We start from the raw sequence: 14,329 nt of genomic DNA, 5'->3' as shown, positions 1-14,329 counted from the left end.
TGGTTTTACAGGAATATTTCGCCGGTTTTCTTGTTTTGTCTGGCATTATCGAGCTATTAGAGAGCCAGGTTTTGTTTTTCCAGGAGGGTATGGCGATATGGCAGACAATTCAGTGACGTCCGGTTCTGGCAGCCAGCCGGGCTTGACCCCGCTTGATGTCGCCTTGCGTCTGGCCTGTGAACAGGTACCCGTTTCCGACCTGATTGAAACCCGCGAGCTTACGGAGTGTCATGGCGCGATCCTGCGCGAGGATGTTATTGCCGCGATCAATGTGCCATCGGTTGATAATTCGGCGATGGATGGGTATGCCCTTCGCATGGCGGATTTGGCCCTGCTGCCGCAAACCGGCGCTCTGACTTTGCCGGTTGCCGGTGTTGCGCTGGCCGGGCATCCATTTATTGATGAAATTCCGACGGGCCGCGTGGTTCGCATTGCCACCGGGGCGGCCATCCCGCATGGGGCGGATGCGGTGATTATTCAGGAAAATGTTGCCGCCAGCGCGGATGAAAGCGAAATCCGCATAGAACGGGCGGTAATTGAGCGGGTGCGCCAGGGCGATAATATCCGTCGTGCGGGCGAGGATGTTAAACAGGGAACCGTCCTTTTACCCGCGGGCAAACGGCTGCGTCCGCAGGATGTTGCCGTGGCGGCGGGGCAGGGACGTGCGCATCTGGTTGTTGCACGCCCGTTGCGGGTGGCTGTTTTTTCCACGGGGGATGAACTTGCCGCACCGGGTGGTGAATTGCCACCTGGCGGTATTTATGACAGCAACCGGTTTGCCATGATTGGCATGATGCGTGCCATTGGCTGCGATGTGACCGATCTTGGCCTGTTGCGCGATGATTTTGCCGTTTTACAAGCCGCCTTAAGCGAGGCTGCCGACAATCATGATGTGATTTTGACATCGGGCGGGGTTTCGGTTGGCAAGGCGGACCTGTTAAAGCCGGTTGTTGATTCGCTTGGCAGTATCGAGGCCTGGAAACTCGCCATCAAGCCGGGCAAACCCCTTATGCGCGGGCGAATTGGTGATTGTCTGGTGCTGGGATTGCCGGGCAACCCGGTTTCGGTGATGGTATCGGGGTTGTTATATGCCGTGCCATTGCTGCTGCATATGATGGGAGCCCGTATTGAAGACCGCGCCATTGTGCGTTTTCCGATGCCTGCCGGGTTTAACCTTAAGCGTCGAACAGGCCGGCGTGAATGGTTGCGTGCGCGCCTGCATCGCAATGGCAATGGTCAAATGGTGGCGTTGCCGTTTCATTCCAGCAGTTCCGGGGTTCTGTCATCGATGGTGTGGGCCGAAGGACTGATTGAACTGGCCGAAGACCGTGCCGGCGTGCAGCAGGGCGAGATCGTGGACTATATTCCGTTTGCCGGGCTGCAGGCATTTTAGAGCGATGAATTATCGGGTGTTTTTCGCCAATAATTTTTGCGACTGATCCATATCATGGAGCCATTCTCCTTGCGCGCCCATTGTAGATGCAGGCGGGCGATACGGGGAGGCTTCGATGACACTTTCGGTAACATTTTGTGGTGCGGCAGGTGGTGTGACCGGGTCCTGCTATCTGTTGCGCACACCAGTTGGCAATTTTCTGATCGATTGCGGCATGTTCCAGGGCAACAAAACGGTCAAGGAACTGAACTATGGTCCGTTTCCCTTTGATGCCAGCGACATTCGCGCAGTATTGCTGACCCACGCCCATATCGATCATTCCGGGCTGATCCCCAAACTGGTCAAGGCCGGGTTTATCGGGGTTGTTTTTGCCACCCAGCCGACCTGTGATCTACTGACTTATATGCTGCCCGATTCCGGCTATATTCAGGAAACGGAAGTTGACCGCCTTAATCGCCGCAATGCCCGCCGTGGTTTGCCAGCCGTTGATCCTATTTATACCCGCGAGGATGCCGAAAAGGCCCTGAAACGTTTACGCCCGGTTGAGTATCATGAATGGGGTGAAATTGTTCCCGGTTTCGAGGTGCGCTATTGGGATGCCGGGCATATTTTGGGATCGGCCTCTATCGAGATTAAAATAGACGGCGAAGCAGGCCAAAAACCCCGGCATTTGCTGTTTTCCGGCGATATTGGGACGGGCGAGGCGGTGTTTAACGAGGCCCCAGAAGGCCCGGCCGATGTGGATTACCTGTTTGTGGAAACCACGTATGGAGACCGGGAAAGGGTGGATATTTCCGCCAGCGAACGCCGTACCCTTTTGGCCGATGAAATTCGTGCGGCCCTGGAGGCGGGCGGAAATTTGGTGATTCCCAGCTTTGCCGTGGCCCGTACCCAGGAATTGCTGGTTGACCTGGCAGCTTTGTTTAACAGTGGGGCGCTGCCCAAGGCCGATGTGTTTATCGACAGTCCGCTGGCCCAACGCGCAACCGGTGTTTTCGCCCGGTATTTATCGCCCGAAGATGCCCATGCCCTGACACATCCCAATTTCCATATGGTGCCCGATGTCGAAGCCAGCATTCAGCTTGCCCGCATCAAAAAGGGGGCGATCATATTATCGGCCAGTGGCATGTGCGATGCCGGGCGTGTACGTTATCATTTGAAAAACAATTTATGGCGCGCGGAATGCACCGTGCTGCTGGTCGGGTTTCAGGCCGCCGGGTCATTGGGGCGCATTTTGCTGTCCGGGGCAAAATCGGTTCGTATTCATGGTGATGAAATCCAGGTGCGGGCGCGTATCCGTAACCTCGATATTTATTCCGGCCACGCTGACCAAAAAACGCTGCTTGACTGGGTTAAGGGGCGTTTGCCGGTTCATAAAAAGATTTTCCTGACCCACGGTGAAAATGCCGCGCGGGCGACGTTCCGGGATTTGCTGCTGGCTCATGATATTGCGCCCAGGCTTTTGTCCTGTCCCACACTCGATGAAACTGTTCTGTTGCAACGGGGTCAGGAAGTGCAGGCCCCGATTGCCAAACGCGGCGGGGCAGAGGCCATGTCGCGCGAAGACTGGCACAATGATTATGCCCGTACCCTTACTGCACTGTCGGAAAAACTGGCAGGTCTTGGCACCAACCGCGAACGGGAAAAATTGCTGGCAAAACTGGTGAGTGTGATTAATCGCGCGTGACAGGATGACAGGCTTCCAGTCCCGTTGTTGGATTTGAAAACCAGAAAGCAGTTGCAATGCAATTCTTTTGGGTTGCCGTGTTCCGGTTTTAATCAACTAATGATCATTATGTTGTAATTTTATTGCAACTGCGAAAACGGCGTTGTTGCTGCCCTTTGGCCGATTTTGTGTTTTTTCGGTATTTGTCCGGGCGTTTCTGATGGTTGCATCTTGCTGAAATCTGCTAACTATTGGAGCAGATTTTCTTGTCATTATCCAAATTCCTGTCACCTTTATAAAAAAGGCGATAGGGAGGTTCAATGAGACATGGACGACGGAATGGCGGCAATGTATTTGCTGATGAAGCAACCATGTCTTTAGGGACACCCGAATTGCGGACGGTATTATGTCTTTAAAGGGCGCACGCGGCTATCGTGTTTTGATTTATAGTCACGATACATTCGGCCTGGGCCATTTGCGGCGGTGTCGCACCATTGCGCATGCCCTGGTTGACAACAGGGATGATGTGTCGGTGTTAATCCTGTCGGGATCACCCATCATTGGCAGCTTTGAATTTCGATCCCGTGTTGATTTTGTCCGCATTCCCGGCGTGATCAAACTTTCCAATGGCGAATATACGTCGCTGAACCTGGATATTGATGTCGAGCAAATGCTGGCAATGCGGGAATCGATTATCCAGCATACGGCCGATGTCTTTGACCCCGATCTGTTTATTGTCGACAAGGAACCGCTCGGCCTGCGCGGCGAGGTGGAACCGACCCTGAAAATGCTCAAGGACCGTCATACGCGCCTGGTTCTTGGCCTGCGCGATGTGATGGACGACCCGGACACCCTGCGCGAAGAATGGCTGCGCAAAAACTGCGCGCCCGCCCTTGCCAATTATTATGACGATATCTGGGTTTATGGCCTGCGCGAGATTTGCAATCCGTTGCAGGGCATTGACCTTTTGCCCGGTGTCGCAGAGAAAATGACTTATACGGGCTATTTGCCGCGTACCGCCACCCGCAAGCCCGCCCCCGAACACGGATCACTTGGACTTGATGATCCCTATTTTCTTGTGACCACTGGCGGTGGGGGGGATGGCGTTAATCTGGTGGATTGGGTGATTAGTGCCTATGAGGCCGATCCTGGCATCCCCCTGCCGTCGCTGGTGGTTCTGGGGCCGTTCATGGCCCCTGCAGAGCAGCAGAAATTCATGGAACGGGCTGAAAATATCGACAAGCTTTCGGTCATCACCTTTGATGCCAATGTCGAAATGCTAATGGCGAAATCGGCCGGTGTGATTGCGATGGGCGGGTATAATACCTTCTGTGAAATTCTGTCATTCGATAAACCCTCTATCATTGTGCCGCGTACCGTGCCCCGGTTGGAGCAATATGTGCGTGCTTCGCAAGCGGAAAAACTGGGCCTTGTCCGGATGTTGACCGAAGAGGGCGGGCGTCCGCCGCTTGAAATGGCACAGGCCCTGCGCGGTCTTGCTGCCCAACCGGCCCCGTCCAGTGTGACAGTGCCGGGCCTTATGGGCGGGCTGGAAACGGTATCGGCGATGGTGGAGCAGTGGCTGCCGCGCGAGGGGGGGGTTTCCCAACCCGAGTATGCGACGGCATGATGTCCGCCCCAATGGAAGATGTTGACCATATTGCCATTGTGGTAAAGGGCTATCCGCGCCTGTCTGAAACCTTTATTGCCCAGGAAATATTGGGTATTCAGCAGGCGGGGATTCCGTATCGAATCGTGTCGCTGCGTCATCCGACCGATAAAAAACGCCACCCCATTCATCATCGTATTACCGGTTCGGTCGATTATTTGCCGGAATATCTGCATGATGAACCCTTGCGCGTATTGGCCGGCTGGTGGAAGGCACGCCGTATGCCGGGCTATCGGGCGGCCATGTGGGCCTGGTGGCGCGATTTTAAGCGCGATACCACCCGCAACCGCATTCGTCGCATGGGCCAGGCTATGGTGATGGCCGCGGAATTGCCTGCTGACATTACCCGCATTTATGCCCATTTCCTGCATACCCCGGCATCCGTTGCGCGCTATGGCGCGATGATGCGGCAATTGCCGTGGTCCTGTTCGGCCCATGCCAAGGATATTTACACCAGCCCCGATTGGGAAATGCGCGAAAAACTGGCCGATATGGACTGGCTTGTCACATGTACCTGCGCCAATGTGGATCATTTAAAGGCGCTGGCAGATGATCCCGCCAAGGTGAATTTGCTCTATCACGGGCTAGATTTCTCCCGTTTTCCCGAAGAACTGCCTGATCGCCCCTTGCGCGATGGCCGCAACGAAAACGACCCGGTGGTCATTCTATCGGTCGGGCGGCTGGTCGGTAAAAAGGGCTATGACGACCTGTTGCGTGCCCTGACAAAACTGCCATCCGGCCTGCATTGGCGCTTTGTTCATATTGGCGGCGGCAAGGGTGAAAAATACCAGGCTTTGGCGCAGGAACTGGGCATTGCCGATAAATGCGACTGGCAAGGCCCGCGAGACCAGGCCGAAGTGATAGCCGCCTGCCAAAAGGCTGATCTGTTTGTTCTTGCCAGCCGGATCGAACAAGACGGGGACCGCGATGGCCTGCCCAATGTGCTGATGGAAGCGCAGCTTTGTGGGCTTGCCGCTGTTTCTACCCGAATTTCCGCCATTCCGGAATTGATCCGCGACGGGGAAAATGGCCTTCTGGTGCCGCAGCGTGATGAAACTGCGCTGGCGATTGCCTTGCAGGACATGATTGCTGATCCGGCAAAGCGTATTCGTATGGGGCAGGCGGGCAATGATATTGTGCGTCGGGATTTTTCCTTTCATGCCGGAATGCGCGAATTGGGGCGCAGATTTGGCATTGCGCCTGACGAAAAGCCGGAAATTGCGGGCACAGACGACGCACTTGCCACCATGCGGGAGTAACCGCCATGCGAATTGCGTTTTACGCCCCGTTAAAGCCGCTTGATCATCCGGTGCCATCGGGTGACCGTTTGATGGCGCGGTTGCTGGTGACGGCGTTAAAACGCGCCGGGCATGATGTGGATATTGCGGCACGTTTGCGCAGCCGGGTGGCGGATGGCAATAGTTTGCGACAAATGCAATTGGCCGAACTGGGTGGTAAATTGGCGCGCCGCTTGTTGCGCCGTTATGAAACCGGTTTTTTGCCCCGGCCCGATATCTGGTTTACCTATCATCTTTATTACAAGGCACCGGACTGGATCGGTCCGCTGGTCGCCGCCGAATTGGGTATTCCCTATATCCTGTGCGAGGCATCCCATGCCCCCAAACGCGCAACAGGCCCCTGGGCGGCGAGCCATCGTGCGGTTGAACAGGCGTTGCAACAGGCCCGTGCAGTTTTGTGCCCCAACCGGGCCGATATGGCATGCCTGGCACCTATTACCGGGGCGCAGAAACTTCATTTTTTACCGCCTTTTACCGATATCGGTGCCTGGCAGAGGGCGGGCGAGCGGCCCGCATTGCAACAAGATGCGACTACAAGTTCGGACCCGGTGGAACTGATCACCGTTGCCATGATGCGGCCGGGTGACAAATTTCAATCCTTTGTTCTGCTGGCCGAAGCACTGGGTGCTTTGCCAGCGGATGTGGCACAAAACTGGCGGCTGACAATCGTGGGTGATGGCCCGGCGCGAGACGATGTTGCGGGGCTGTTTGCCCGGTTTGATGCGGGGCGGGTGGTTTTTGTCGGGCAGTGCGATGCCACCACCACGCGGGATCATCTGGCCCGGGCCGATCTATGCGTTTGGCCCGCTATTAACGAGGCCTATGGCATGGCCCTGCTGGAGGCACAGGCGGCAGGTTTGCCGGTAGTGGCCGGTGATTATGGTGGTGTTGGCGGCATTGTGCGAAATGGGGAAACAGGCTGGCTGGTTCCTGCGGGCGACCCGGCGGCATTTGCCCGCCAGTTGGCATACTGCCTTGCCAATCGTGCGGTATTAAAATCCATTGGGCAAAGGGCCGCACAAAATGCGCTGGCCCATCACGATATTTCATCGGCAGCAAGGGTGCTGGACCACGTGATTGCGGATGTACTTGATCAGCAGGATATCCCATGATGCAGGCTGATTTTTCATTTGCCGTTTTGCGACATGGTGCCACATCCTGGAACCGCGACGGCCGTATTCAGGGGCATAGCGATATTGGCCTGTTGCCCGAAACCCGCGATCAGTTGCACCGGTTGCGTCTCCCCGGCGAATGGGCTGATCAGCCCTGGTATACAAGTCCGCTAAAACGTACGGGCGAAACGATGTCAGCACTGGGTATTGACGTGGTTGGTGCATTGCCTGCTTTCATTGAAATGAATTGGGGGCAGTGGGAAGGCCGAAAATTGGCAGACATTCGCGCCGCGCAGGGCGATGCCATGCAACAAAACGAGGATCGCGGCTGGGATTTCCGCCCCGAGGGGGGCGAAAGCCCGCGTGATGTTTTGCAGCGGGTGCTGGCGTTCTTGCGGCAATGGCCGAATGGTGATTTTGGCGTGACAACCCACAAAGGCGTCATTCGCGCCCTGTATGCCCATGCACGGGGCTGGAATATGCTGGGCAAAAGCCCCGATAAACTGCGCTGGGATGCCTTGCACGTTTTTCGCTGGTCGGCGGCGAAGGGTTTGTCCGTCTCGCAATTGAACGTGCCCTTGATCCCGATTAAAGGACATCTCCCATGACCGATGTGATGATTTATGTGCAGCATTTGTTGGGAATTGGTCATGTGCGTCGTACTGCCTTGCTGGTGGCGGAAATGCGTAAACAGGGCCTCACCGTGGGTGTTGTTAGCGGCGGCATCCCCGATGAGGCGATTGATTTTGGGGCTGATTGCGTCATTCAGTTGCCCGCGTGCCGCAGTGCCGATCATGGTTTTTCCGGTCTGGTTGATCAGGATGGAAAACCGGTAGATGATGCCTGGAAGGACGGACGTAAGAACGCCCTGTTTGCCGCCTATCAGGAGCTGTCGCCGCGCCTTTTGCTGGTGGAAATGTTCCCCTTTGGCCGCCGGGCCTTTCGGTTTGAATTATTGCCATTATTGGAGCGGGCCGGGGAGGATGGTGTAAAACGGGTTTGCTCGGTACGTGATTTGCTGGTGCGCAAAAAGGACATCCAAAAGGAACGCTGGATGCGGGACGTGGCGCGATCGCATTTTGACCGGGTTCTGGTGCATGGCGACCCTGCTGTTTTCGGCTTTGATCGCAGCTTTCCCTTTGCCGCTGATTTGTGCGATATGCTGGACTATACCGGCTATGTCGCTGCCGATGTGAAACGCGATAGCAGCGTATCCCGTGCAGGCGTGGTGGTATCGGCCGGTGGGGGTGCAGTCGGTGCCGACTTAATCGCGGCCGCGATTGCCGCGCGCCCGTTATCGGCCCAATATGCAAAGGCGCATTGGGATATTATTACCGGCCCGCATTTCCCGGCTGATGCCTTTGCCGGGCTTTCTGCCAATCTGCCCGACGGGATAAGGCTGCATCGCTTTTTACCCGATTTTCGCGACAGGCTGGTGCGGGCCGACATTTCGGTGTCACAGGCAGGTTATAATACCCTGATGGATGTGCTGGCGGCAGGGGTGCCCTCGGTGATGGTTCCGTTTGCCGAAGGCGGAGAGAGCGAACAGCGCGAACGGGCAGAGATTTTTGCCGATAAAGGCATTATTTCGCTGCTGCCTGCCTGTCAGTTGCAGCCGGAAACGCTGGCACGGGCAATGGATAATGCAGATTTTCCCAAAGAATTTGAATTATTGCTGGACGGGGCGCGTATAGGTGCGGCTAAAATCAGGGCAATAATAATGGGGAAAGATCATGGGCACCTGGGATGACCTTCGCACCGAGCTTGATTGCTGGGCGCAGGAAGGCGCACAAGCGACATTATGGTGGCGGGACGACGATGCCGTTGCCGTAACCCCGCAGCTCGAGGAAATCCTGTCCTGCGAGCGCAGTTATCGCGTGCCTTTGGCCCTGGCCGTTATTCCCGGCAAGCTGCAAAATGACCTGGTTGAACGCCTTGTTGAAACGGTCGATACCCGTATTTTGCAGCATGGCTGGCGCCATCAAAGTCATACACCGGCGGACCGTAAAAAGCAGGAACTTGATGATGTTCGCCCTGTCGAATCCGTCCTGGAAGAGCTTCAATCGGGCTTTGATATTTTAACCTCGCGCTTTGCCAGTCGTTTTTTGCCCGTGATGGTGCCGCCCTGGAACAGGATTGCGCCTGCCGTGATGCAGGGCCTGCCGCACATCGGAATCCGGGCCTTTTCAACCTTTGGCGCGCGCAAATCCAGCTACCCGATTGGCGGGTTATTACAGGTTAATACCCATATTGACGTGATAGACTGGCGGGGAACCCGCGGATTTGCGGGTGAAAGTCATTGTCTGGCGGCGATGGTTGACCATTTGCAGGGGCGGCGTACCGGCACGTATGACGCAGAAGAGACGACCGGTCTTTTAACCCATCATTTGGTGCATGATGCGCCGACAACCGCCTTTTTGCATGATCTGTTTTCGTTTGAACATCCCGCCCTGCACTGGCAGGCGATACCCGGGGTATTCCCGTGGCAATAGGGATGGACCAATCTTTAAAAGACAACCCGGTGATAACGGGTGGATTAGGTGAGATAAAAGTGAATACCAGTGAAACAGACCTTGATAACAGCCCCGTGGTCCCGGAAGGCCAGGACAGCCGTAACACCGATATTATGGTGATGCAGTATCCGCGTCGTGTGATGATGCCCGATCTGGTCCGTTCGGTGCTGGGGATTGTGCTGTGTGCCGGTATCGCATTTACCCCCGATGTGATCGAGCTTCTGCGCTGGATCGCCGGGGCGCTGATTTTGCTGTTTCTGGTTTATCTGTTGCGCACCCTTTTGCGCCTGGCGGCCCGGATTCACGTATCGGATTATGGTGTTCGGCAAAGCGGGGTGATGTCGGGGTCGGCTTTTGGCTGGTCGGAACTAACCGGCTTTCGCCTGCGTTATTTCAGTACCCGTCGCGATGGCAAAAAGGGCTGGTTTGAAATCACCCTGCATGCGGCAGGGACCAAACTGGTTGCGGAATCAACCCTGAACGGGTTTGACCGGCTGCTTGAACTGGCACGTGAGGCGGCGAACGACAACCAGATTATGATTGATGATGTGACACGTACCAATCTGTTGCGTCTTGATGAGGCGGATAATCTTGTCAAGGCGCAGATCAGCGGGCGTGGCGGGGCACTGGGCGAGGGGCAATGACCGATATTCTGCGCATCCGTGATCTTGAGGTTGAATTCGTTACACCGCATATGCGGACGAAGGCGGTTGACAAAGTCAGCTTTCGGATCGGGGCGCAGCAGACGGTTGCTTTGGTCGGGGAATCCGGCTCTGGCAAAACCACCATTTCCCAGGCGATTATGGGCATTTTGCCTCGGGCCGCGCAAATTACGGGGGGCAGTATTGTTTTTGCCGACCCCAAAAAGCCCGGAACGCGGGTTGATATTGCCATGTTATCGGCAAATAGCCCGGAAATGCGTGCCATTCGCGGGGGCAGCATTTCCATGATTTTTCAGGAACCCATGAGTTCCCTTTCCCCCATTCATACCGTTGGTGACCAGATAACCGAGGCCGTGCGCCTGCACCAAAATGTGGAGGCAAGCGAGGCGCGCGATCTTGCGCGCGAGATGCTCGAACTGGTGGGATTTCCCAATGCCAAATCCGCCTTGCGGACCTATCCGTTTGAACTTTCCGGCGGATTGCGCCAGCGTGCCATGATTGCGATGGCACTGGTTTGCCGTCCGGCGCTGCTGGTGGCCGACGAGCCAACTACGGCCCTGGATGTCACTATTCAGGCGCAAACCTTGCGTTTAATCAAGGATTTGCAGAAAAGTCTTAAGATGTCTGTTCTGTTGATCACCCATGATTTGGGCGTTGTGGCGAACATGGCGGATCATACCGTGGTGGTTTATAATGGCCGGGTCGTTGAACGCGGGCGCACCGATGATATTTTCATTAATCCCGGTCATGCCTATACCCGGTCGCTGTTACAGGCAGTACCGCATTTTGATATGGGGCCGGATGAAAGGTTAAAGCCCCTGCGCGAAATTAAACCGCGTACGGATGGTTTGTTGACCCTGACCGACAAGTTCGATCGTAAAATGGCCCGCCTGACGGACCACGCCACCTATGGTAACGGACGGGGTGAACAGAATAACGAAGCGTCCGCCAGCCGCGAGAAGGGCGAGGATGGCATAAAATCCACCGAAGAAACACTGGGTAGCTCTGGCGATAGCGCAGCGGACACAAGCGGGCGGACACATCCTCGTTGGTCGGGGGGCGCCAAAGGCGAGGCGGTGTTGTCGGTTACGCATCTGAACAAAAGTTTTCCGGTGCGCAAAAGCGGGTGGTTTGGCGTTGATGAACGGCGTATTCAAGCCGTAAGTGATGTGTCGTTAACAGTGGGGCGCGGGGAATGTGTCGGGCTGGTTGGCGAAAGCGGGTGTGGCAAAACGACCCTGTCCAAGTTGATCATGCGCGCAATGGCACCTGACAGTGGCAGCATCCTGTTTCGGGGTGAAAGCGGCCAGATGACCGAACTGGTTGGATTGGATGAAGAGCGACTGAAACCCTATCGCAAGCGTATTCAGTTTGTATTTCAGGACCCGTTTTCGTCGCTTAACCCGCGTATGACGGTGCAGGACCTGATTAGCGAACCCATGTTGATTCACGGGGTGGGGACATCGGCATACCGGCGCAAAATGGTGCTGGAACTGATGGAGGTTGTCGGCCTTGATCCGCGCTTTTTAAATCGCTATCCGCACAGTTTTTCGGGCGGGCAGCGCCAGCGTATTGGCATTGCAAGGGCGCTGTGCCTCAGGCCGGATCTATTGATCCTTGATGAGCCAACTTCGGCCCTTGATGTGTCGGTTCAGGCACAAATTCTTAATCTTTTAAAGGATTTGCAACGCGATCTTAACCTGACGTATCTGTTTATTTCGCATAATCTTGCCGTGATTGACTATATGGCGGATCGTATTGCGGTAATGTGCGCCGGGCGCATTGTGGAATCTGCGCCGCGTTCCAGTCTGTTTAGAAATCCGGCCCATCCTTATACCAGGGCGCTGTTAAATGCCGTGCCTTATGCCGACCTGGACCATCCGCTTGATTTTTCGAAAATCATGGATGGAAAATGTTCGGACCCGTCCGCCTGGCCTGCCCCCTTTACCGTTGATCGCCAGTCAAACCCGCCAATGGTGCAACTGGCCGAAGACCATTTCGTGCGAATGAGTCGCGCCGATTATCAGGAGATTGCCGTTTGATGTTTTCTTTTGCCAGTTTTCCCTCCGTGCCGTGTGCACAAAAACGCAAGACGGCATTCGCATCGGGCACGATGGCATTTCTGTTGGGCTGTACCCTGGTTGCAGGCAGTGCGTGGGCCGAAGTGCCCTATTTTGCCGATAAGGTAAAATCTGGTGCGTTGCCACCAATGGAACAGCGTTTGCCCGAACATCCCCTGAAGTTCGATTTTGCGGCCGAGGGCAAACAGATTGGCAAATATGGCGGCGATATGGTCACAATCATGGGGCGGTCCAAGGACATCCGCATGGCGGTTGTGTATGGCTATACCCACCTGATCGGTTATGACCAGAATTTGGACCTGAAGCCCGATATTCTCGAAAGCCTGGATGTCAACGAGGATGGCAGCGTTTTTACCCTGCATCTGCGCAAAGGGCATAAATGGTCGGACGGGGCACCGTTTACCGCCGAGGATTTCCGTTTTTACTGGGAAGATGTCGTTAATAACGAGGATCTGTTCCCGGTTGGGCCGCCGCGCTTTTTGCTGGTCGATGGTCAGCCGCCGAAATTCGAGGTGCTTGATAAATATACCGTGCGTTATAGCTGGCCGGAGCCTAACCCGTTTTTCCTGCCGGAACTGGCTGCCACGCGCCCGCCCTTTATTTACCGCCCCGCGCATTATTTAAAACAGTTTCACGAAAAATATCAGGACTCGCAAAAGCTCGCGGCGATGGTCAAGGAACGGGGCCTGCGCAACTGGGCGGTTCTGGAAACCGATATGGATCGGCCCTACAAGCTGGAAAATATTGATCTGCCAACATTGCAGCCCTGGGTTATCCGCACCCAGGAACCTTCGGACCGGTTTATCTTTGAACGCAATCCGTATTTTCACCGGGTTGATCCGGATGGCAACCAGCTGCCCTATATTGACCGGATGATTTTCAATATCTCGAATGCCAAGCTGGTACCGGCCAAGGTCGGTGCGGGCGAGGTGGATATTCAAAGCCGTATTCTGACACTCAAGGATTATACATTTCTGAAGCAGGCGGAAAAGGAAAAGGCCTATCATGTGCGGTTGTGGGATGTCGGATATGGCAACTATGCCACCCTTTATCCGAACCTGACGGTATCGGACCCGGTTTGGCGCAGATTGCTGCGTGATTTGCGGTTCCGCAAGGCGCTGTCGCTGGCGATTAACCGGACTGAATTAAACCGGGTGATGTTTTTTGGCCTTGCTACGCCGCGCAATAATACGGTTTTGCCCAAAAGTCCGTTATTCAAAAAGGAATACGCGACCGAAAATATCGGATTTGACCTGGATAAAGCCAATGCGCTGCTTGATGAGATGGGCCTTACCAAACGCAATGGTGATGGTATTCGCCTGATGCCCGATGGCAGGCCGCTGGAAATTATTGTCGAAACGGCGGGCGAGAACCCGGAATATGATGATATTCTCGCCTTGATTGGCGATAGCTGGCAAAAGGCGGGAATCAAGCTTTATGTCAAGGCGTTGCAGCGTGAAGTGATGCGCACCCGTGCCTATAGTGGTGATACGGTGATGTCGCTTTTTACCGGCATTGACAATGGCCTTGCTGTTCCATCCACGGTGCCGTCCGAATTTGTGCCGGTAAACCAGGACAGCCTGCAATGGCCGAAATGGGGGCAGTATTACCAAACCGGGGGCGAAGCGGGCGAAAAACCCGATATGCCCGCCGCCCAGGAATTGATGAAACTGTATGGCGAATGGCGCTCTGGCGGGCCAGGGCAGCAAAAAGCGGCATGGGAACATATCCTTGATATCAATGCCGATAATCTGTTTTCTATTGGGCTGGTCGGAAATGTGCCGCAGCCGGTCGTGGTGGCGGACGGGTTGATGAATGTACCGGAAAAAGGCATTCATAGCTGGGAGCCGGGCGGGTTCTTTGGCATGTATCATCCCGACACATTCTGGTGGAACCGCTGATAAAAAAAATACCTGGCGCGCTGTTGGGGAATGG

General features: G+C 55.3%; 11 protein-coding genes. All 11 read left to right on the top strand.

The features are described from left to right. Window positions 1-97: 97 nt before the first annotated feature. The 11 genes from TH25_RS09210 to TH25_RS09155 all read left to right on the top strand — a co-directional run bounded on the left by TH25_RS09210 (window position 98) and on the right by TH25_RS09155 (window position 14,295). Entirely contained in the window at window positions 98-1,393 is a 1,296-nt protein-coding gene (locus tag TH25_RS09210) for a molybdopterin molybdotransferase MoeA (RefSeq protein WP_114088130.1), read from the top strand. Window positions 1,394-1,508: 115 nt separating this feature from the next. Then, complete coding sequence (locus tag TH25_RS09205) at window positions 1,509-3,080, top strand: MBL fold metallo-hydrolase (RefSeq protein ID WP_114088129.1); 1,572 nt, start codon at window positions 1,509-1,511, stop codon at window positions 3,078-3,080. 385 nt (window positions 3,081-3,465) lie between these two features. Then, entirely contained in the window at window positions 3,466-4,689 is a 1,224-nt protein-coding gene (locus TH25_RS09200; RefSeq protein ID WP_114088128.1) for a glycosyltransferase family protein, read from the top strand. Then, window positions 4,686-5,987 carry a glycosyltransferase family 4 protein gene (locus TH25_RS09195; protein WP_258549094.1) on the top strand — a complete coding sequence of 434 codons (1,302 nt, stop codon included), beginning with the start codon at window positions 4,686-4,688 and terminating at the stop codon, window positions 5,985-5,987. Before TH25_RS09200 ends, TH25_RS09195 begins: the two co-directional genes overlap by 4 nt. A gap of 5 nt (window positions 5,988-5,992) precedes the next feature. After that, window positions 5,993-7,138, top strand: a complete 1,146-nt coding sequence (locus TH25_RS09190; RefSeq protein WP_114088127.1) for a glycosyltransferase family 4 protein — start codon at window positions 5,993-5,995, stop codon at window positions 7,136-7,138. Next, window positions 7,135-7,746: a histidine phosphatase family protein gene (locus TH25_RS09185; protein WP_258549093.1), complete on the top strand. Its 612-nt coding sequence runs from the start codon at window positions 7,135-7,137 to the stop codon at window positions 7,744-7,746. The genes TH25_RS09190 and TH25_RS09185 overlap by 4 nt, the downstream gene beginning before the upstream one ends. After that, complete coding sequence (locus TH25_RS09180; RefSeq protein ID WP_114088126.1) at window positions 7,743-8,888, top strand: glycosyltransferase family protein; 1,146 nt, start codon at window positions 7,743-7,745, stop codon at window positions 8,886-8,888. Before TH25_RS09185 ends, TH25_RS09180 begins: the two co-directional genes overlap by 4 nt. Continuing rightward, entirely contained in the window at window positions 8,872-9,630 is a 759-nt protein-coding gene (locus tag TH25_RS09175; RefSeq protein ID WP_114088125.1) for a polysaccharide deacetylase family protein, read from the top strand. Before TH25_RS09180 ends, TH25_RS09175 begins: the two co-directional genes overlap by 17 nt. Before the next feature lie 59 nt (window positions 9,631-9,689). Further along, complete coding sequence (locus tag TH25_RS09170) at window positions 9,690-10,295, top strand: hypothetical protein (protein WP_147253003.1); 606 nt, start codon at window positions 9,690-9,692, stop codon at window positions 10,293-10,295. After that, window positions 10,292-12,355, top strand: a complete 2,064-nt coding sequence (locus tag TH25_RS25410; RefSeq protein WP_258549092.1) for an ABC transporter ATP-binding protein — start codon at window positions 10,292-10,294, stop codon at window positions 12,353-12,355. The genes TH25_RS09170 and TH25_RS25410 overlap by 4 nt, the downstream gene beginning before the upstream one ends. Then, window positions 12,355-14,295 carry an ABC transporter substrate-binding protein gene (locus tag TH25_RS09155; RefSeq protein WP_114088123.1) on the top strand — a complete coding sequence of 647 codons (1,941 nt, stop codon included), beginning with the start codon at window positions 12,355-12,357 and terminating at the stop codon, window positions 14,293-14,295. Before TH25_RS25410 ends, TH25_RS09155 begins: the two co-directional genes overlap by 1 nt. The last annotated feature ends 34 nt before the right edge of the window (window positions 14,296-14,329 follow it).

The organism is Thalassospira profundimaris, assembly GCF_003326755.1.
GTDB classification, from domain to species: Bacteria; Pseudomonadota; Alphaproteobacteria; order Rhodospirillales; family Thalassospiraceae; genus Thalassospira; species Thalassospira profundimaris_B.
Note: the sequence above shows the minus strand (reverse complement) of the source record. Positions and strands in the feature narration are given on the sequence as shown.

Coding starts and splice junctions, on each gene's coding strand:
- TH25_RS09210 (WP_114088130.1), top strand. CDS start 98: ATGGCAGACAATTCAGTGACGTCCGGTTCTGGCAGCCAGCCGGGCTTG.
- TH25_RS09205 (WP_114088129.1), top strand. CDS start 1,509: ATGACACTTTCGGTAACATTTTGTGGTGCGGCAGGTGGTGTGACCGGG.
- TH25_RS09200 (WP_114088128.1), top strand. CDS start 3,466: ATGTCTTTAAAGGGCGCACGCGGCTATCGTGTTTTGATTTATAGTCAC.
- TH25_RS09195 (WP_258549094.1), top strand. CDS start 4,686: ATGATGTCCGCCCCAATGGAAGATGTTGACCATATTGCCATTGTGGTA.
- TH25_RS09190 (WP_114088127.1), top strand. CDS start 5,993: ATGCGAATTGCGTTTTACGCCCCGTTAAAGCCGCTTGATCATCCGGTG.
- TH25_RS09185 (WP_258549093.1), top strand. CDS start 7,135: ATGATGCAGGCTGATTTTTCATTTGCCGTTTTGCGACATGGTGCCACA.
- TH25_RS09180 (WP_114088126.1), top strand. CDS start 7,743: ATGACCGATGTGATGATTTATGTGCAGCATTTGTTGGGAATTGGTCAT.
- TH25_RS09175 (WP_114088125.1), top strand. CDS start 8,872: ATGGGCACCTGGGATGACCTTCGCACCGAGCTTGATTGCTGGGCGCAG.
- TH25_RS25410 (WP_258549092.1), top strand. CDS start 10,292: ATGACCGATATTCTGCGCATCCGTGATCTTGAGGTTGAATTCGTTACA.
- TH25_RS09155 (WP_114088123.1), top strand. CDS start 12,355: ATGTTTTCTTTTGCCAGTTTTCCCTCCGTGCCGTGTGCACAAAAACGC.